The 19,205-nt window shown below is 69.7% G+C and carries 15 protein-coding genes; 5 read left to right on the top strand and 10 right to left on the bottom strand.

Features of this window, described 5'->3' with window-relative positions; translation table 11 throughout:
- Positions 1-699 precede the first annotated feature (699 nt).
- Genes ACQPYE_RS29110 through ACQPYE_RS29100 form a run of 3 tightly spaced genes read right to left on the bottom strand, consistent with a single transcriptional unit; the run spans position 700 to position 4,123 of the window.
- A complete protein-coding gene (locus ACQPYE_RS29110; RefSeq protein WP_498715919.1) occupies positions 700-1,716 on the bottom strand; it encodes an enediyne biosynthesis protein in 1,017 nt (338 codons plus the stop codon).
- Positions 1,717-1,721: 5 nt separating this feature from the next.
- On the bottom strand, positions 1,722-3,671 hold the full coding sequence (locus tag ACQPYE_RS29105) for a CRTAC1 family protein (RefSeq protein WP_498715917.1): 1,950 nt from the start codon (positions 3,669-3,671) through the stop codon (positions 1,722-1,724).
- Entirely contained in the window at positions 3,668-4,123 is a 456-nt protein-coding gene (locus ACQPYE_RS29100) for a hypothetical protein (RefSeq protein ID WP_498715915.1), read from the bottom strand. Before ACQPYE_RS29100 ends, ACQPYE_RS29105 begins: the two co-directional genes overlap by 4 nt.
- 773 nt (positions 4,124-4,896) lie before the next feature.
- On the opposite strand from ACQPYE_RS29100, the gene ACQPYE_RS29095 reads away from it, so the two are divergent.
- Positions 4,897-5,598 (top strand): DUF899 domain-containing protein, encoded by a 702-nt coding sequence (locus tag ACQPYE_RS29095; RefSeq protein ID WP_498715914.1) that lies wholly within the window; start codon positions 4,897-4,899, stop codon positions 5,596-5,598.
- A gap of 220 nt (positions 5,599-5,818) precedes the next feature.
- On the opposite strand, the gene ACQPYE_RS29090 is transcribed toward ACQPYE_RS29095, so the two are convergent.
- Positions 5,819-6,511 carry a TetR/AcrR family transcriptional regulator gene (locus ACQPYE_RS29090; RefSeq protein ID WP_498715912.1) on the bottom strand — a complete coding sequence of 231 codons (693 nt, stop codon included), beginning with the start codon at positions 6,509-6,511 and terminating at the stop codon, positions 5,819-5,821.
- A 1,834-nt stretch (positions 6,512-8,345) separates the two neighbouring features.
- Between ACQPYE_RS29090 and ACQPYE_RS29085 the strand changes: the two genes are divergently transcribed.
- The 3 genes from ACQPYE_RS29085 (at position 8,346) to ACQPYE_RS29075 (ending at position 10,366) form a co-directional block, all read left to right on the top strand.
- Positions 8,346-9,101: a helix-turn-helix domain-containing protein gene (locus tag ACQPYE_RS29085; protein ID WP_498715911.1), complete on the top strand. Its 756-nt coding sequence runs from the start codon at positions 8,346-8,348 to the stop codon at positions 9,099-9,101.
- Positions 9,102-9,273: 172 nt separating this feature from the next.
- Complete coding sequence (locus ACQPYE_RS29080) at positions 9,274-10,083, top strand: helix-turn-helix transcriptional regulator (RefSeq protein ID WP_498715910.1); 810 nt, start codon at positions 9,274-9,276, stop codon at positions 10,081-10,083.
- Between the two features lie 13 nt (positions 10,084-10,096).
- Positions 10,097-10,366, top strand: a complete 270-nt coding sequence (locus ACQPYE_RS29075) for a hypothetical protein (RefSeq protein ID WP_498715908.1) — start codon at positions 10,097-10,099, stop codon at positions 10,364-10,366.
- Between the two features lie 177 nt (positions 10,367-10,543).
- Here ACQPYE_RS29075 and ACQPYE_RS29070 read toward each other — a convergent pair whose 3' ends face one another.
- The 3 genes from ACQPYE_RS29070 to ACQPYE_RS29060 form a co-directional block, all read right to left on the bottom strand.
- On the bottom strand, positions 10,544-11,569 hold the full coding sequence (locus ACQPYE_RS29070) for a carboxymuconolactone decarboxylase family protein (RefSeq protein WP_498715906.1): 1,026 nt from the start codon (positions 11,567-11,569) through the stop codon (positions 10,544-10,546).
- A gap of 286 nt (positions 11,570-11,855) precedes the next feature.
- Positions 11,856-13,223 carry a cytochrome P450 gene (locus tag ACQPYE_RS29065; protein WP_498715905.1) on the bottom strand — a complete coding sequence of 456 codons (1,368 nt, stop codon included), beginning with the start codon at positions 13,221-13,223 and terminating at the stop codon, positions 11,856-11,858.
- On the bottom strand, positions 13,220-14,215 hold the full coding sequence (locus ACQPYE_RS29060) for a DUF1702 family protein (RefSeq protein WP_498715904.1): 996 nt from the start codon (positions 14,213-14,215) through the stop codon (positions 13,220-13,222). The genes ACQPYE_RS29065 and ACQPYE_RS29060 overlap by 4 nt, the downstream gene beginning before the upstream one ends.
- Before the next feature lie 363 nt (positions 14,216-14,578).
- Here ACQPYE_RS29060 and ACQPYE_RS29055 point away from each other — a divergent pair, with 363 nt between their 5' ends.
- Positions 14,579-16,126, top strand: a complete 1,548-nt coding sequence (locus ACQPYE_RS29055) for a GMC family oxidoreductase (RefSeq protein ID WP_498715903.1) — start codon at positions 14,579-14,581, stop codon at positions 16,124-16,126.
- 71 nt (positions 16,127-16,197) lie between these two features.
- On the opposite strand, the gene ACQPYE_RS29050 is transcribed toward ACQPYE_RS29055, so the two are convergent.
- Genes ACQPYE_RS29050 through ACQPYE_RS29040 form a run of 3 tightly spaced genes read right to left on the bottom strand, consistent with a single transcriptional unit; the run spans position 16,198 to position 18,996 of the window.
- Positions 16,198-17,067, bottom strand: coding sequence for an SDR family oxidoreductase (locus ACQPYE_RS29050; protein ID WP_498715901.1), 870 nt, complete (start codon positions 17,065-17,067; stop codon positions 16,198-16,200).
- Complete coding sequence (locus ACQPYE_RS29045) at positions 17,064-17,669, bottom strand: carboxymuconolactone decarboxylase family protein (protein WP_498715900.1); 606 nt, start codon at positions 17,667-17,669, stop codon at positions 17,064-17,066. Before ACQPYE_RS29045 ends, ACQPYE_RS29050 begins: the two co-directional genes overlap by 4 nt.
- 7 nt (positions 17,670-17,676) lie before the next feature.
- Entirely contained in the window at positions 17,677-18,996 is a 1,320-nt protein-coding gene (locus ACQPYE_RS29040; RefSeq protein WP_498715899.1) for an ABC1 kinase family protein, read from the bottom strand.
- Positions 18,997-19,205 lie beyond the last annotated feature (209 nt).

Genomic DNA, 19,205 nt, shown 5'->3' with positions numbered 1-19,205 from the left:
GCCGGAAACTTCGCGCGCTTGAATACCGCCCGCCGGAACCCGTGCGTCCGAACATCGCGTGCCGGAAACCCGCGCGCTTGAACACCGCGCGCCGGAGCTCGTGCGTCCGAACGCTATGCGCCGGAACCTCGTGCGTCCGAACGCCGCACGCTGGAACCCCGTGCGTTTGAACGCCACTCGCCGGGGCTCGTGCGTCCGAACGCCGCGCACCGAAAACCCCCGCGCGCCCGAACCGCGGTCCGGCCGGGTGCCCGAAAGGGCAGACTTCCCTACGGCACGCCGTACTCGAATGCCGAAGCGACGGCGGTTTTCGCGAATCCGGCGCGGACCCTGGGGCGCCGAACGTCCGATCGCCCCGCCTGACGCCCCCCATGCCCGAACCGCCCACCTCACCCCGGCCGTGCCGCTCCAGCCCCGCTACGGGGCCGTCAGAGCCCAGTGCGACCCGAATGTGAGCACACCGCGCGACTGTGCGGCTACGCACTGCGAATCGCCTGTTCCGGGGGACCCGCGCGCCTTTCCGGTCCGGTGCCGCCGTCCATCGCCGAGTGCCGCCGAATGCCGGCACAGCGTGCCACCGCTCCACTACGGAGCGCGAAGTGGACGATCCCACCCGAACACGCCGACAGCCCGCCACCGGTGCGGTGGCGGGCTGCCGTGCGGTCTCGTCTGCGCGGTTGTCGTGCGAGCCGTGCGCGGTCAGGTGGTGACGACCGCGCCCTGCTTCGGCGCGCCGTTGAGGGCCGGGTCCACGAGGGACGGTTCGACCAGCACCTGCTGTGCCGCCGCCGCCTCCTTCTGCTTCTCGACCTGGAGGCGGTTCTTCTCGATGAAGTGGACCGTCCAGTGGAAGCCGCCGCGGATCAGGCAGACGATCGCCGTGGCGAAGAACAGGCCGTACACGACGCTCATGCCCATCAGGACGCCGTACACTGCGGCCACACCGCCGCCGAACGCGATCTGCGCGGCCGGTTTGGACGGTGACGTGCCGGGGTCCGTCACCATGTAGTTGGTGTAGAGCACGAACGCGATGCCCGTCATCATGCCCAGGCCCGACTGGATGGAGGTGTCCAGGAGGATGCCGCGGATGATGGCCTGCAGCGCGAAGCCGACCAGCCAGGCCAGGATCAACCACAACCGGCCGGTCAGCATGCCGTTCAGCATGGTGCCCGCGATGAGGATGATGGCCGGGATCAGGTAGTCGAAGAAGGTGCCGACGTGCTCGCTGAAGTGGTACGGCGGCGCGACCGACGCCCAGGGGAAGACGAGCAGGATGACCGCGATGCCGAAGTTCGACGGGTTCATGTAGTGCCGCAGGCGGCCCTTCACGGGCGCCCGCAGGACCCACTTGGCGCCGACCGCCACGACCACACCGAAGATCATCACCCAGATCTGGTCGTTGACGTAGGTCAGCATGTTCACCGCGAGCGCGGTGATGTGCGCCGGGTAGAGGAACTCCACCATGCCCTTGATGCCGCCGCTGGCGTAGCGCGGGGCGCGCCCCTCCTGCCGGGCGCCGATCCACTCCAGCCCGATCTCGACGGTGTAGGCGGTGGCGATGGCGATGAACGGCCACAGCCACGCCTGCTCGAACCCGAGGATCGTGTAACCGATGATGTTGAAGACGCTGATCGAGATCGCGAAGTTGCGCAGCGCCTTGATGACCTTGGGGTCGTGGCGCGGTGGGCTTGCCGCCACCGTCTTGGTCTCGGCCATTTCCGTCACTTCTCCTTGGCCTGGTCGCCGAGCTGGATGTCGTGCCAACCCGGGTTCAGTGTCATGTCCTGCTCGTGGATCTCGCCGTCCCGGTCGCGCCACTTGATGTGCGCTTGGACCGGCCCGTTGTCGGTGCCGAGTCCGAAGTGGACCTCGTGGCTGCGCTTGCCCGAGTGGCCGCTGCCGCCGTCGACGCGGTTGATCTGCTTCTTGCCGGACGACGAGGTGATCGTGACCTGGGCGCCGATGACCGGTGAGCCCGCGCCGGGGAACGCGCCCGCGGTCTGCTCGTCGTCGTGCGTCAGGCGCAGTCCGAGGAAGCCGTTGGCGGAGCCGCCGTCGTTGTGGAAGAGGACCGGGTCGGACCACTGCCGGGAGATGGCCATGTCCAGCTTGCCGTCGCCGTCGACGTCACCGGTCGCGATGCCGCGGGACGGGATCTGGGCGGCCATGCCGAGGTCGCCCGACAGGTCGCTGTAGAACCCCTCCTTGTTCTTGGCGAAGAAGTGGAAGTGGTGGTTGCCACCCACGTCGTCGCCGGGGCCGACGATCGGCCACCACATCGGGTCGTCCAGCAGCGTGTCGTTGGCCGTGGCCAGCTCCTGCAGCTGGGGCCAGCGGTTCACGTCGCCCTTCACGAAGCCGGTGGCCTGGAGGACCTCCAGCTCGGAGTTGTTGTCGAGGTCGGACAGCTTCACGTCCCAGCCCCAGCCGGACCAGGCCAGGTTGAGCGGCGCGCTCTCGTCCTCCCAGATCGCCTCGCCGTCCTCGAGGCTGGAGGTGACCCGGTTCAGGTTGCTCTCCTCGCTCATGAAGGCGAAGTGCGATTCCTCGATGCCGAACGACGCGGTGATGTTGCTGACGTACATGTCGAACACCTGGTCGCCGTTCAGGTCGCCGAAGTCGACGCCCATGCCCTTGAAGGAGTCGATGCCGACGTTCTTGGACTTCGGCTCCATCGGGCCCTTCGAGCCCTCGACGACCTCGAACTTCAGGTTGCCCGGCGTGGACATGTTGAAGAGCAGGCGGTCCGGGCCGAAGTCGTTGCCGACGTACAGCTCGGGCAGCAGGTCGTGGTTCACGTCGGTGGAGCTGGACGCGAGGGCCCACCCGCGGGAGACCTCCAACGGGAACGGGTCGGACATGTCCCACGTCGGGGTGGCGCCCGAGGCGTCCTTCGAGAGGAAGATGTAGTCCTCGCCGCCGTTGAAACCGGCGGACATCGAGTCGTTCATCCAGACGCCCGTGTTCTTGGACGGGTCCAGCACCGGGCCGTGCGGGAAGTAGTTGCCGATGAAGATGTCGGCGTGGCCGTCACCGTCGAAGTCCGCGACGGTCGCGGAGTTCGAGTTCCACTCCGGGCCGTCGTAGGTGCCGGACGACTTGCCGGGCACCAGCTCGGTCGCCTCGTAGGTGTCCTCGTCCATGCCCTTCGCGTCGGCCTGGGCCAGGTGCAGGATCGGCGTGCGGCCCCACATGTAGATGAGCAGGTCGATCCGGCCGTCCTCGTTGAAGTCGCCGGGCACGCAGCCCATCGGCGCCATCACGTCGTTCATCGGCAGCGAGCCGGACGACAGGGCGAACGGCTCGTAGCGCGGCGTCTTGCCCGACTCCGGCGCCGGCGTGACGACCACCTGGTCGATGCGCACGTCGACGAAGCACAGGTCGTTGGCGAGGCCGTCGCCGTCGAGGTCGTTGATCGCGACCGCGGAACCGACCGAGGAGATCCAGGCGTTGATGTGCTGGTAGCGCTGGTTCACCTCGCGGATGGTCTGCTGCGTGTAGCCGCCGGGCAGGGCGATGGACTCGGGCTGGAAGCCGAACTGGGCCGCGACTTCCTGCCGGTCCTCGGCCGACACCTCCGGCAGCCGGGCCACCAAGAACGTGGCCGCGACGAGCACGAGTGCCAAGACGCCGGGTAGTTGCCTGCGCAGCCAACTGGCTGTGGAGGTCACAAGCTGACTCCTTCCTGGTGGATGACTTGCTCGGCGATGCGTCGCCGCCACGTCTCGAACACGAGCGCCGCGCTGTCGGCAGCCGCCGGCGCGGTGCGCACATCCCCGGTGAACGGGGCGGCCGTGCCTGTCGCGCCGGTCGGCGCCGCACCCACGTGCGGCTCCTCTTCCCGGCGTTCCGGGCACTTGTCGATCAGGTCGGCGACGCGCTCGGCGTCGGACTCGCCGACGAACCACGTGCCACGACCGGTGTCCCGGTGTGCCACGGGGATTGGAAACTCTTCCCGCGACTTATTCCCGGGCCGCGGCGTCCGGGTCACCGCCCGCCCGTCACGACCGGCGACGAATCCCATTCCGACGGGTTCACGTGCGATCGCATAGGCGTCATCTGCGGTGAACCGACGCCCGACGATCCCGGGATAATTGCGCCGTGAGGCGCGCAGTGCACTCAACCTCGTCCCCCCAGCTCAGGTGACCCGTCACCGGACAAGCGAACGTGAAAAGAGTTGCAGAGGGTTCACGAGCGTAGCTACTTCAGGCTTGCTCACCGGACGGTGCACGTGCACGAGCATTTGCCGATGCGGTCTTCGGTCCGGCCCGGCCGTCGTCGTCGACCTCATCCGGTGGGCATTCTTGCAGGTCAGCGCGGTTCGAGTGGCGTTTCGCGGCGTCTGGAGCCGACTCGGTGCACCCTGGAGGTTGCATTTAGCTACTGACTTACCGGCGACTTGCCGCGTGCGCTGTCCGGGTGACGTGACAGGTCTTCCGCTACATTTACCGGTGGCCGGTCGGGTCGTTCCCGGTCGCTTTTGGACGATCGAATGCGGACGCCTCGGCGGCGTCGGCATTGTCCGTCAAGGATCGGCCGGTGGATTCTTCCGGCTTGCCGGAGATGAGCACGAACGCGGATGCGCGCCGCTCCTCGGGCGCTCATGCTGGACAGTCCCCGCCGCCGCTCCGCCGGGGCGCACGGTCACGTCACCGGGCTGTCGACGCCGCCAGGTCACTCGTACGCGACCTTCGTGATCGCACGCGACACCGCGATCACGCACCGTGTCCAGGTTCGCTCGGTGCTGTCAAGATGTCAATCTGGAAGAAGTTTCGTCGCCTGAAATCGACATATCCTGACGAGGGATGGTTCCCGGCCGAAGCGAGTGGCACCACTCGACATCCGCCGTGCCGGGTATCGGTGGAGTCGTTCCCCCGAAAATCCTGAGGAGATTCGATGACCCAGCTGAAAGTTGTTTCGAGGCAAGAGTGGTTGGAAGCGCGCAAAGCGCTTCTGGAAAAGGAGAAAGAAGTTACGCGCGCCCGCGACATGATCGCGGAGGAGCGTCGCCGGTTGCCGATGGTGAAGGTCGAGAAGAATTACACCTTCGAAGGCCCGAACGGTAGCCGGCTCTCGCTGCTCGACCTGTTCGAGGGCCGCCGCCAACTCATTGTCAGGCACTACATGTTCAGCCCGGGCGCCACCGAGGGCTGCATCGGCTGCTCCATGCAGGCGGACAGCGTCGGCGAGCTCTCGCACATGTGGGCCCGCGACACCACTTTCGTCATGATTTCCCGGGCGCCGATGGCGGACTTCGCGCCGTTCAAGGAGCGCATGGGCTGGAACCTCCCCTGGTACTCGTCCTTCGGCAGCGACTTCAACTACGACTACGAGGTCTCCACCGACAAGGGCGAGTCGCCGGGTGTCAGCTCGTTCTACCGCGACGGTGACGAGGTGTTCTTCACCTACTCGATCTTCGACCGCGGTGGGGACATCTTCAAGAGCTTCTACAACTACTTGGACATCACCCACCTGGGGCGGCAGGAGGACCAGCTCGAGCACCCGTGGGACTGGTGGCGCTTCAAGGACACCTACAACGTCGAGGACTCGCACGGGCCCAATGACAACTGGTGGAACGGCACCCGGTACAAGGCGTAGCCGACCGCGGATCGACAACTCGCGAGCGCGGGGGCAGGGCTGTGACACGGCCCCTGCCCCCGCGCTCGCGTCGTTTCCGGGAGCCGGCGCGGCGAACGGCCCACGACGGGTCCCGTGAGTCGAAGGGGACGAGTCGGGGCCGGGGTCGGCGGGGGAGCCGGACGGGTGGCGAGCCGGGTGGGTGGCGAGCCGGGTGGGTGGCGAGCCGGGCGGCGCGTGCTCAGCGTCGGGTGGTGACCGGTTCCGCGGGGTCCAGGTCGGCCTCGACCTCGTGCGCCCGGCGCTTCTTCGACGCCACCATCGACGCCGCGACCGACTTGGCGTCGTCGCCGACGCCGACGAGCAGGCTGTGCAGGATCGTGTCGTAGCAGCGGTCGGCGTCGACCGGGTCGATCAGGTAGCCGCCGAGTTCGAGGTTGACCAGGCCGTGCGTCGCGATCCACATCTCGTGCGCGATCAGCAGCGGGTCGTTGTCGCGGAACCGGCCGGCCTCGATGCAGCGGGTGGCGCAGTCGACGACCGTCAGCAGCGTGTACCGCCCGTACTGGCGGTCCTCGTCGGTGAGGGAGAACCCGGCCAGCGACTGCCCGCCGAACATCACCGCGTACAGGTGGGAGTTCGCCTTGGCGTTCTGGCGGTAGGCGTAGCCGAGCACCGCCATGTCCGCCACCGGGTCGTCGGTCCGGAGCACCGCGGAGAACTGGCGCTCCAGTCGGGCGAAGCCCTCGTTCACCATCTCCCGGACCAGGCCGCTCATACTGCCGAAGTGGGTGTAGACGGCCATGGTCGACGTGCCGGCCTCGGCGGCGATCTTCCTGGTCGACAGCGCCTCGGCGCCGTGCTCGGCCAGGAGTCGCGCCGCGATGTCGACGAGCGTGGCGCGCGTTTCCGGATCCAGCTTGCGAGGACTCACGTCAACAGTGTTGCACAACACCGTTATTCTTTGCGTAACGTTGTTATGCCAACGTACTCCGATCGTGTGACCCTCGCGTTCGCCCGGGGCATCGACCACGCGAGCGTACCTCTCCGGACATGTCGAGCCCGCCTTTCAGATCGCCTGTCACGGCCGTGTCGACGCGGGCAGGGGTCCGGGATCGGGTGGCGTGCCCGCGACGACCTGGTTCGCCGCTGGGCCGGTCCGCGGGCCGGGTCGGGACGACCGCCGCGGTGGGTGTGCCCGAATCCGGTACGGCGGCGTGGTGGTGACGCGGCGCGTTCACGGCGCGCCAGGGGCGAACCTGGTTCCTCACGAGTCGTTTCGGCTTGCCGAACCGACGTCCTGTCGATTCCCGGGAACACCTGGCACGTCGGGAAGACCGCGTCGGCGATCGTCCACACCGGAGCGTGCCCGGGCGGTGCGGTGGGGCGAGGCAGCGGTCGGGGGAGTGCCGCTGCCTCGCCCGTGGTGGAGCAGACGACTCGGTTCGCCGACTTCTCCTCCACCACCGCGGGCGCCACCTCGGAGTCGGCCTGGGGTGCCGGCTCCGGGATGGGCTTGAGAGGGGCTGATCGCCGCTTCGGCCGCGAAGGGGGCCGTGGGCGATCAACGACAGGGGTGCGGCGGGCGCTTGGCCGCCGATGGTGGTGGTCCGCAGGAGCGGGACGTCGGGAGGCGGGTCGTGCGGTACGGGGGTGTTCCGGATCGGCCGACGTCCGCGTGCGCGCTCATTTCCCACCTTCCCGTTTCGTCTCCGAGTCGATCGCCGACCGATGTAAGGGAACCTTCCCTATCGGATGTGGGCAACAGTAATGCAGAAGGATCGATCAAGCAAGGGGCGCGCCCGCGGTCGCGTTGTACGGCGAATGGCCGAATTCGCCGGTGAGCCGAACGGTCATCGGGCCGGTCGGCGACTCACCGCCCTGGCGAGGCGGTCCGGTATCGAGAGGGCGGGGCGTGCGCGGCGGCTCGGACGGACCTGCGGGATCCCGATGTGAACGAGCCGCGGGTCCCGGGTCCGGCGTCGCGTCGGGTGTGGTGGCGGTCGATTCGGGAATGATCGGAAACCCGGCCACGTGGAATTCCCGAGAATCGATCACGGTCTTCCTGCGGGTCGACTCGACCTTTCCCGTCTCGGCTGGGCGGTCTGTTCCGACCGGTCCGGTCCGGGTCGCCGCCGGCGGTGGCATGACACCGTTACACTTAGCGATGACCATGAAGCCCCGCACCGGCCGTCCGGTCGACGGGTTGGTGGGTCGGCACAGCGGTCGGTGACGGTGGGTGCCTGGCCCGGGAGCTGCGGCGAGACCGCGTCCGACCTGCGGGCTCCGCTGGTCCGAGCCCTCCGGATCCGGGTCGGGGCGGCCCCCGGGGGACCTTGTGGGCGGGCGGACGGGGTCGCTCGGACATCCGGTGAGTAAATTGTCACCCATCGTGATGGGCGGTAGGCCACCTCGGCGATCGGCGGCCACGGCGTTCACCTGTGCGGTCGTACTGGTTGCCCGAAACGGCGCAGGGTCGTCTCACATATTGCGGTCCTGGTTCTCGGGTAATTTCCAGCGCCACCCGTCCCTGCTAGCGTCCTTCCCGTTGCGAAGTTATTGGGGGCTTCGCACAAAGGCCATCTGGGGTGGTGAAGATCGGCATCGTGCAGGAACCGCCGTATTCACGAAAAAGCGAGTTGGCAGGTTCGCGCCGCACCGCAGCGGCTTTATCTGGGACTACGAACAGTCTGGACGCCGCACGTCCGGCTGCGGTGGCACCGTGCCGCGAATCAACCGACCGCTATTCAGGCCGAAAGGAAACAACCGTGCACGATGCCGTTCAGCGCGCCATCACGTTGATGCGCACGAACTACTACGAACCACTGACCCTGCGCGATGTGGCCGGTGCGGCACTGGTCAGTCCATTTCATTTCTCCCGCTTGTTCCACGCCGCCGTGGGCGTTCCGCCGGGTCGGTACCTGACCGCTGTCCGGCTGTTCGAGGCGAAACGCTTGCTGCTGACCACGTGGATGAACGTCGCGGACATCGTCGCCACCATCGGGTACAGCAGCGTGGGGACGTTCACCACCAGGTTCACCCGTGCGGTCGGCCTCTCGCCGACCCAGTACCGCAACCCGGGGGTGAGCGGTGTGCTCGCGGCCGTCGCGCTGCCGGACTTCGACAACCCCCTGGAGACCGGCTCGTCGGTGTTCGACGCGATGCCGCTGCCGCGGTTCGGCGGCAGCGGCTCGGTGGTCGGCACGCTGGAGGTCCCGGCGTGGGACGACGCGTCGAAGGTCACCGTGGGTCTCATCGACGACCTGATCCCGTGCGGCGTGCCCGCGTCGAGCACGCTCGTCGAGGGCCCGCTCGACCACGAGCTCGTCGTCGGCGCCTCGGCCACCCGGTGCGTCGCGGTCGCGATGCGCGCCGGCAACCCGCGCCTGTCCCGCTCGGGCCTGGAGTTCGCCGGCGGGAACGGCCACGTGGTCGCCGTCGGCCCGGGGGAACACCTGCGGGTCAGCGTCCGGATGCGCGAGCGGGCGCAGGCGCCGGTCGCGGTCGGCACGGGCCGGCGTTAGCCGCCGTCATCGCCGACGTCGCACCGCAAGCGCGAAGTAGACCGTGCCACAACGGCGGGGCATCCTCGTACGAACCGCCGCGGGCGGTGTCCGGAGACCGGTGGTCCGCCGGCGTCGGGAGGTACGAGGTGCTCACCGTGACCGCTTCAGCGAACGGAATGGAGGGACTGTTGTGCAGACTGCGGTAGAGCGCGCGATCGACACGATGTGGAGCCGGTACCACGAGCCGCTTTCACTGGCGGACATGGCGGACACCGCGATACTGAGCAAGTTCTACTTCTCCCGGGTCTTCCGGACGCTGACCGGCACCTCGCCCGGCCGGTTCCTCACCGCGATCCGGCTCACCAAGGCCAAGCAGCTGCTGCTGGAGACGTCGTTGAGCGTCACCGAGATCTCGTACATGGTGGGCTACAACAGCCTCGGCACGTTCACCAGCCGCTTCACCCGCAGCGTCGGCGTGCCGCCCGCCCGCTACCGCGCGTTGTCCTACGGCGGCATCCTGTCGCCCTCGTCGTTCTCCGGGTCCGCGCGCGGCACCCAGGCGGGTTCGGTGGCCGGGTGGGTCGGCGTGCCGGAGACCGCGACGCCCGTGCGCGTGTACGTCGGCGCGTTCAAGGACCCGATCGCCCAGGGCGTCCCGGTCGCGTGCGACATCCGCGACGGCTCGGGGCCGTACCGGCTCGAAGCGATGCCGGAGGGCCGGTACTACCTCCGGGCCGCGGTGGTCGCGGTCGACGACCTCGACCCCAACCCGTCCAAGCGGCGGCCGTTGTTCGTCGGCGCCGCCGAGGCGGGCTCCGTGCGGGCGGGCCGGACGGCGGAGGCGGACATCGAGACCAGGTCGGCGTCCACGTTGGACCTGCCGATCCTGCTCGCGCTGCCCGAGCTGGACACCCGCGACGTGCCGGACGTGGAACTGGCCGTGCCGGCCGCCCGCGCACCGCTGGGCCGCGTGACGCCCTTCGGCGCGCGGGCCCGCTGACCGGAGGTGCCCGGTGCGTCGCGCCGGCTCGTGGAGGTGGCTGGTCCAGCCGTCGGCGTCGGCCGCGCTGCTCGTGCTCGTGGCGGCGGGCGGCGCGATCGGCTGGCGGGTCGGCCGCCTGGTGGGAACCGCGATCGGCGCGGGCGCGGGTCTGCTGGTCGCCGTGCTCCTGCTGGTCGTGGTCGACCGGTTCGGCTCGGCCTTGGCGGCCCCGCCTCCGGTGCCGCCGCCAAGGCCGCCGAGAGCTGACGGGCGTCGGACGGACGAGCGCCGGCAGACCTGACCGCTGCTCCGCGACGCCGAGACGGCCGGGTGGCGCGAACCCCTTGTCGGGCAACCACCCGTGACGCCTGCCGGGGTGCCGCAGAGCCGTGGAGCCCCAGATCCGCAAGCCGCAAAGCCGCCGGGCGTGATCGCGCCGGCGGCTCCGGTGTCGGTCGGAACCGCCGGCGCGATCACGTCACTCGTGCGTCGACCGAGCCGCCGGCGGCAGGGCCTCGGTCTCCGAGCGGAACGTCATCCAGCTGCCCACGCGCCGCGCCGCGGCCAGGCTCGCCCACGACGTCAGGTCGATCAGCGACCCGTCGTCCGGCCGTCCCGCGCGGAAGCGGTCGAGCACCGACTGGTCGATCTGGTAGGACGCCAGCGCGGTCAGCAGCGCCAGGCGTCCGGCGTCCCGCTGGTCCTCGGGCAGCACGGTGATCGCGTCCTCCACCCACGCGCGGCTCACGCCCATCGGCTTGCCGTCCCACCGCGCCAGGTGCTCCAGCACCAGCGAGCGCACCTCGGCCGGCACCGAACGCCGACCGGCCACGTCGATGGCCGCCGCGCCACGCGCGTACGCGCCGGCGATCGCGGCGTGCCCCTCGGCCCACTTCAGGTCCTCGGGCAGCGGCGCGTCGGGCAGCAGGTCGAGCGAGGTGCCCGATCGCGGACCGCGCCGCTCGGCCGACTTGATCAACCACACCAGCACCCGGCGCACGACGGTCATCGACGCGGCCGGCGCGCCCGGTGGCAGCGGCAGCTCGCCGAGGAAGATGTTCACCATCCGGTTGAGGTACTGCAGTACCACCGCCGTGCCGACCATCTCGGGGGCCTGCGCCGCCGGGAACGGCACCGGGTGCCCGGCCGCCCCGTCCGGGGTCGCGTTCGCGGTCGCCCACTCGGCGGCGGCCCGGGTGTCCGGGTCCGGGATGGTGCCGTTCCGGTAGCCGACCAGGTCGATCAGCATCGACGAGTGCATCGAGATGCAGAACGGGCACTCGTTGGTCTCGGAGACCGCGGTGGAGACGGCCTCCTTGTGCGCGCGCGGCGCCGTGCCCGGCACGAGCAGCGTCTCGCGCAGCATCAACCAGGCCGCCGCCAGCACGTCGGGTGACGACGCGTGCAGCGCGATCGGCGGCGCGAGCACGCCGAAGTCGCGTTCGAGCTCCCGGTAGACCCGGGCCACGTCCTCTTCGGCCGCGCCGTAACGCACTGCGCGCACCTGCCGCACCTGCGCGGTGGAGAGCCCGCGCAAGCCGGCCTGTACCAGTGTTGGTCGCATGGGGATCGGTTCCTCCGCGGGCGCTTCAGGGATCGGGAGAAAGAAGAATCACAGCGTAATGGAAACTTCCGCCGCTGGTAAGGTGCCACGACCCGGTTCGGCCGTCCGGCGCTGCGCGCACTACCGGCACCCGCCGGTGATCCCCGACTCCCGGCCGGCCCTCCGCGTCAGGTGGACGCGCAGTCGCGGCTCATGGCGCCGGCCGGTCCGGGTGCCGACCCGTGCCTCACGCGGCCGACCGCACGGTCATCGGCAGCCCGCCGCGCACGCGCAGCGTCAGCATCGGCTCGCCGCGCACGTCGTAACCGGGCACTGTGGACAGTCGCAGCTCGCGCACCACGCTGGCGGCCACGATGGTCGCCTCCATCATGCCGAGACCGCTGCCGACGCACACGCGCGGACCGGCGCCGAACGGGATGTAGGCGTACCGCGACCGACCGGACGACCGGCCGGGGGAGAACCGGTCCGGGTCGAACGTGTCGGGCTCCTCCCAGAACCCGGGGTGCCGGTGCAGGGTGTACGGGCAGAGCAGCACGTCCGCGCCGGCCGGCACGTGGTACCCGCCGATCTCGTCCTCTTCGACGGTCACCCGCGGCAGGATCCACACCGGCGGGTACAGCCGCATGACCTCCTGGATCACCTGGGTGGTGTACCGCAGGCGGGGGATGTCCTGGAACGTCGGCTGCCGGTCGCCCAGCACCTCGACGGCCTCGGCGTGCATCCGCTCCCACACCTCGGGGTGCTTGTCGGCCAGGTAGAACGTCCAGCTGAGCGTGCTCGCGGTGGTCTCGTGCCCGGCCAGCAGCAGGGTCACCATCTCGTCGCGCACCCGCTGGTGCGCGACCGCCGGGTCGGGCTCGTTCCTGGTCGCCTCGACCAGTCGGGACAGCACGTCGTCGCCCTCGGCGGTCGGGTTCGCGCGGCGCTCGTCGACCAGCTGGGCGACGATGCGGTCCAGGTCGGCCCTGGCGCGGTGGAAGCGCCGCTGGATGGGTAACGGCACCCAGTGCGGCACCGTGCTCAACGACATCATCTCGAACATCGCCTGGTTCTGGACCGCCTCGAACGAGTGCCCGATGGACTCGAACGCGCCGAGGTCGGCGTCGAGCAGGGCGCGGCCGAGCACGCCGAGCGTCAGCCCCGTCATCTCCTCGCTGATGTCGATCGGCCCGCCGTCGCGGTGCCCGCGCAGCTTGGCGACCAGACCCGCGGCCTCCTGCGCGATCACGTCGGCCTTGCCCGCGATCCGCTTGGCCTGGAAGACCGGCTGCATCGTCTTGCGCTGCGCCTTCCACAGCTCGCCCTCGCTGGTCAGCAGACCGTCGCCGAGGGCACGGCGCGCGTGCACCAGGCCGATGCCCTTGACGAAGTTGGTCGGGTTGTCGGCGAGCACGTACTTGGCGTGGTCGGGGTGGTTGAAGAAGTACATCGACTTCGGGCCGAGCCGCAGCCGGACCGCGTCGCCGTACTGCTGGGACACGGTGGTCATCACGGAGAGCCGGTCCCGCGCCATCCTGGCCAGCAGGCTCAGCGTCTCGCTGCGCGGCGGTCCGGGAACGGCCCGCCGCGCGCCCGCCGTGTCGGTCGTCGTCATGTCGTCACATCCGCATCGGTCGTGAACGCCGCGGTGATGCGCTTGCGCCACACCTCGAACGCCGGGATCCCGGGGTGCTCGGGCAGTTCGGCGACCGCCGGCGGCCGGGTGTCGTGGCACAACTTCGCCGCTTCTTCGGGCGTCATGTCGCAGAAGACCTTGGTCGCCACACCGGTGTGGTCGACGACGAGGCCCTGGTCCACCCGCGCGGTGGCGGCGAACGCGCTGCCCTGCGCGACGTTGGGCAGGTAGGGGCCCACCCGGTCGGCGTACCAGCGCAGCTCGCTCTCGGGCAGGCCGCCCGCGTAGGTGGCCGCCAGCCCGGAGCCCGCGTACAGGTCGGCGTGGCGCTCCTCGGCGAACCCCTCGATCAGGTCGGCCACGACCTTCGGGTCGGCGCCGCCGACGAACCACATGGCCCGACCGATGCCCTGGTCGATGCCGCGCGGCGAGTACCAGCTGGAGCCGTCGGTGGGCCACGGGAAGGCCGGCTCGCGGTACTGCTCGTGCACGTACTTGCCGGTCTTGAAGAACGCCTGGTGGAACCCGTAGCCGTCGAGCGCGAGCCAGCGCAGCAACGGGTCGTCGTCCAGTCCGAGCTTGGACCAGCGCGACCTCGGCACCCGGGCCATCGCCCAGCCGACGCCGACGAGGACCATGTAGTCGTGGTTCTTGGCCCGCCCCTGGAGGAACCGGCCGGTCCGCCCGCCGCGGCCGAACGGGAGCGCGTCGCGCACCGCGAAGCCCATCCCGGCGCCCTCGTAGGCGAAACCGCGGAACTTGTACGGCATCTCCTCGAGCTTGCGCTCGGCCTCGATCGGCTCACGCGACTCGGCGGCGTAGCCGTAGCCCTCCAGGAAGGAACGCCCGACCGTCTCCAGCAGTTCTCGCGCGGTCTCGTCCTTGTAGTGGAAGCCACGCACGGACAGCTTCGTCGCGGAGATGTTGGGAGTCAGGATGCGGCGCCTGAGCGCGCCCCAAGAGCTGGACAATGTTCGCTCCCTTCGTCCCGCCACGGATGGCCGCGGCGTTTGGGACTTGGTTGAAATGGTCGGCGCAACCGCGCCCGGATGCCTACTCCCAGCGTGCCCGCCGGCTCCCTCCGCGGGCATCGCGACCGGCGAAGTCGGCATGATCGGAGAAGGCGGCCCCCGGTGCGGAATTCCCAGGTGAGAGACGAATTCGCGGCACGATTCGGCCGTGTTCCCGAGCGGTCCTCTACTTCATCGCGGGGGATCGACGGCGCGCGCACGCCGGGCAACGCGCGAGTAGCAAGGTCATCGCGGCCGGTGCGAGGCTCGGCGGGTGGGTCGCAGAACCCTGCGACCGAAGCGCCCAATCTTCGAGGACTGCTTATGACGGCTCAATATGACGACATCATCGTCGGCGCCGGGTCGGCCGGTGCGGCGCTCGCGGCCCGGCTGACCGAGGACCCGGCTCGACGCGTGCTGCTCCTGGAGGGCGGCCCGGACTACGTCGAGCCGGAGGACCTGCCGGAGGAGATCTTCTACGGCCGCGCGATGTCGTTCGACGGCAATGACTGGACCTTCCGGGCGGACGTCCACGACGGTCGCCGCATCCGCTTCCCCCGCGGCAAGCTCGCCGGCGGCTCGTCGGCGGTCGGCGCGACGGTGGGTCTGCGCGGCGTCGCGGAGGACTACGACGACTGGGCCGCCGCCGGGAACCCCGGGTGGTCCTACGAGGAGGTGCTGCCCTACTTCCGCAAGCTGGAGAACGACTACGACTTCGGCGACAGCGAGTTCCACGGCGGCGGTGGCCCGATGCCGATCCGCCGGTGGCGGCCCGAGGAGCTGTCGCCGGGGCAGACGGCGTTCGTCGAGGCCTGCCTGGCGGCGGGTTTCCCGGAGGTCAAGGACCACAACCACCCGGACGCGACCGGCGTCGGCTCGATCCCGTCCACCCGGCACGACACGGTGCACCGGGCCACCACCGGCACGACGTACCTGCGGTTGGTCCGGTCGCGGCCGAACCTGGAGATCAGGGCGAACACCTCGGTCGACCGGGTGGTGTTCGAGGGCGCGAAGGCGATCGGGGTCATGGCGGCGGCGAAGGGCGGCTCCTACGAGCTCGTCGAGGGCCGTCGGGTCATCCTGGCCACGGGTGCGGTCGCGTCGCCGATGATCCTGCTGCGCTCCGGCATCGGCCCGGCCGAGGACCTGCGCCGGCTGGGCATCGACGTCCGCGCGGACCTGTCGGGCGTCGGCGGCAACCTGGTGGACCACCAGCGCACCGGGGCGTTCCTGGTGCCGCAGCCGGGGGTGATCGACCCGACCGAGGCGTTCCTCCAGCAGATCCTGCGCACCACGTCACCGGTGAGCGGCGAGTTCAACGACCTGCAGTACTACATGGTCAACCACTTCTCGCTGGCGCACTTCCCGGAGCTGCAGATGCTGGCGGGCGCCACCGAGATCCTCGGCGTGATGGTGGTGTCGCAGCGCCCCGGCTCCCGCGGCCGGATCACGCTGCCGTCCGCCGACCCGACGGCCCAGCCGACGATCGTGCTGAACTTCCTCGACGACGAGCGCGAGATGGACATCCTCGTCGACGGCGTCCGCACGGCGTGGAAGCTGGCGCACCACCCGGAGATCATGAAGCTCGGCCAGGGCTTCGTGGTGCTGCGGGACGCCATGATCGACAACGACGACATGGTGCGGCAGTACGTGAAGACCAGCCTCGACAGCGCCTACCACCCGGTGGGCACGGTCCGGATGGGGCCGGCCTCGGACCCGGACTCGGTCGTGGACGAGCGGGGCGCGGTGCACGGCATCGAGTCCCTCTACGTCGCCGACTCGTCCATCATGCCGAGCACGGTGCGCGCCAACACCAACCTGACCTCGATCATGATCGGGGAGCGGATGGCGGCCTGGCTGAGTGAGGGCTGAGACCCGTCACCACGACGAAGCGGCTCCGGAACCTCTTGGTCCGGAGCCGCTTCGTCGTGGTGCCGCAACCGTTACGGCTGCGGGAAGAACTTGGTGACGAACACCTCCCAGGCCCGGTCGCCGAAGATCGCGCGCTGCGGCTTCAGCAGGTGGGTCGGCAGGCCGAGCCGGTAGCGGATCCTCGGGTTGGGGTCCGTGATGGCCTTCTCGATGGTCTCCGCGACCTTGCTGGAGCGCACCGCCGTGCGACCGCGGCCCTTGGGCTTGTCGACCTCGCGGTAGGCGCCGTGCCAGACGACGAAGCGCTCCCAGAAGTCGGCGTACAGGTCGCTGTCGGTGTCCAGGCCGAGGTCGCCGACCGTGGTCGGCACGAACGAGCCGAGGATCGGCGACGGCTCGATGATCGACACCTTGATGTCCCACGGCTTCACCTCCAGCCGCAGCGAGTCGCTGATGGCCTCCAGGGCGTGCTTGGTCGCCTGGTAGTAGCCGCGGCCGGGGGTGGCGAACAGGCCGAAGATCGACGACATCATGATGATCCGCCCGGAGCGCTGCTCGCGCATGCCGGGCAGCACCAGCTGCGTCATCCGGGACAGCCCGAAGAAGTTCGTCTCGAACTGCCGCCGCACCTGGTCGATCGGCGTCTCGCCGATCGTCCCGTTGAGGCTGTAGGCGGCGTTGTTCACCAGGACGCCGACCGCGCCGTGGTCCTCGGTGATGCGCTCCACCGCGGCCACCATCGACTCCTCGTCGGTGACGTCCACCTGGAGCGTGGTGATGCCCTCCTCGGCGAGGTCCTTCAGCCCGTCCAGGTCACGCCCGGTGGCGTACACCGGCCAGCCGGCGCGGTGCAGGCGCAGCGCGGTGGCGCGGCCGGTGCCGGACGACAGCCCGCCCGAGGAGTTGACGCCGGTGATCAGGACCGCGCGGGACGCCGTCACGCCTCACCTCCGGCCGGGACCTCCTGCTGCGACACCCGGCTCGCCGCCACCGAGAAGCCCAGGCCCAGGCCGTCCACCATGCGGGTGATGAAGTTGAACATCCCGGCGATGAAGAAGCCCTCCAGCAGCTCCTCGGAGGTCCAGCCGGCGTCCGTGGCCAGCTTCCAGTCGACGTCGGTGATCTTGTACGCCTCCTTGCTCAGCTTGGTGAGCAGGCGCAGCAGTACCTTGTGCTTCTCGTCCACCGGCAGGTCCTCGACGGACTCCGCGGACTCGACCGCCTTCGCGGTCTCCTCGGGGCCGCCGAAGGCCTGGAAGAAGAAGTTGTGCGTGCCGACGCAGTAGGGGCACTGGTTGACCTTCGACGTCCACGCGGCGATCAGCTCGCGCGTCTGCCGGGGCATGATGCCGGTGATGAACATGCCCTTGTAGCCGGCCACCACCCCTTCGAGCAGGTCCGGCCGGGTGGACAGCAGGCGGAACATGTCCGGCACGAACGGCAGGTTGGTGTTGCTCTTGATGTCGGCGTACAGCTCGGCGAGGCGGCCTTCGGCCTGACCCTCGTCGACCAGCGGAACCCGGACGTGGGTGGTTGCGTCCATGCTCGACTCACCTTTCAACAGCGGATGGGGCGTCACGAGGGATGTTGCGGCGGCGCAGCACCGGGATGGCCTCGGCCTGGAAGTCGAGGTCGGAGTCGAAACCCTTGATCATGCCCTCGATGACCAGCAGCGAGAGCAGGGGGAAGGCGAACTCCGGCGCGGGGAACAGGCCGAAGCGGCGTTGCAGGTCGAACAGCCGGCCGGCGAAGGTGGCGAGGTCGAACTCGCCGGACTTCGCGCCCGACGTCTCCGACACCAGCTCGCCGAGCGCGGTGCGGAAGCCCTCCAGGTCGCAGTCGTCGGCGACCTCGGCGGCGCTCTCGATGACGATCTGGGCGCACATCCAGCCGTCGCCCATCGCCATGTTGATGAAGAAGTCCGCGAACGACCGGCGCACCGGGTCGGGCAGCTGGATGACGAAGCCGGCGTCCAGCATCACCAGGTCGGCGTTGAGGTCGAAGTACAGGTTGCCCGGGTGCAGGTCGCAGTGCACGAAGCCGTCGATGAACAGCATCTCGTAGACCGTGCCCAGCACCGCCCGCTGCACCGAGCGCCGGGTGGCGAGGTCCAGCTCGCCGGGCTCGAACCGCCTCAGGTCGCTGATGAACTCCATGACCACGGTCTCGGGCGTGCACAGCTCCGGCAGCGGCGCCGGGATGGTCACGTTGCGCGTGCCGCCCTCCAGGTTGGCCCGCAACGCGGTCAGCGACGCCGCCTCGGCCGCGAAGTCGAGCTGCCGCAGGATCGCGCCGCCGACCTGCCCGTGCATGAGCTTGAACGGCATCTTGCGCAGCTTGGGCAGCATGCCCATCAGGCTCATCGCCGAGGAGGTCAGCGTGAAGTCCTGCCACATCACGCGCTCGATGCCGGGCCGGCGCACCTTGACCGCGACGTGCCTGCCGTCCAGCGTGACGGCTTCGTGGACCGTCGCGATGCTGCCGGAGGCGACCGGCTCCCAGTCGAACTCCCGGAACGGCCACGGCCGGTCGCGGTAGGCGTGCCGGACGGCGCGCTCGATCCGCCGCCTGCGCGGGGGCGAGGCGCCGTCGGTGAGCCGCCCCAGCGGGGTGGTCACCTCTTCCGGCAGCAGGTCGCGCCGGGTGCTCAGCAGTTGGCCGATCTTGATGTAGGACGGCCCGAGGCGGGTCAGCATCCGGACCCACCGGTCGCCGTCGCGCAGGCCTCGCCCGTCCTTCGAACGCCGGAAGCGCGCGCCGAGCGCCGAACCGGCGATGAGCAGGCCGTAGAAGAACACGATGGCGCCGACCCACGCGCAGCGCAGGACCAGCCCGGGCAGCCGCACCAGGCGGCCAGTGGTCTCGGTCATCCTCGCCCCTGTCGTGCGATTCGGCCGGGCGGCACGCCGCCGCCCGCCTGCGATCGTCTCGGCGCCGGTGACGCGCCGCCTACTCCCTCCGTGCCTTGCGGGTCCGAAGGGAAATCCACTTATGCATTACAGCGTTACACGACCGCTTTCCTCTTCTCGCGCATTGCTGTTCACGAGTCGTCGGCCGGAAGGCGGCGGACACGACGACG

It is taken from the genome of Actinosynnema sp. CA-299493, assembly GCF_050946825.1.
Lineage (GTDB): Bacteria > Actinomycetota > Actinomycetes > Mycobacteriales > Pseudonocardiaceae > Actinosynnema.
This window is presented reverse-complemented; position numbering and strand designations above follow the sequence as displayed.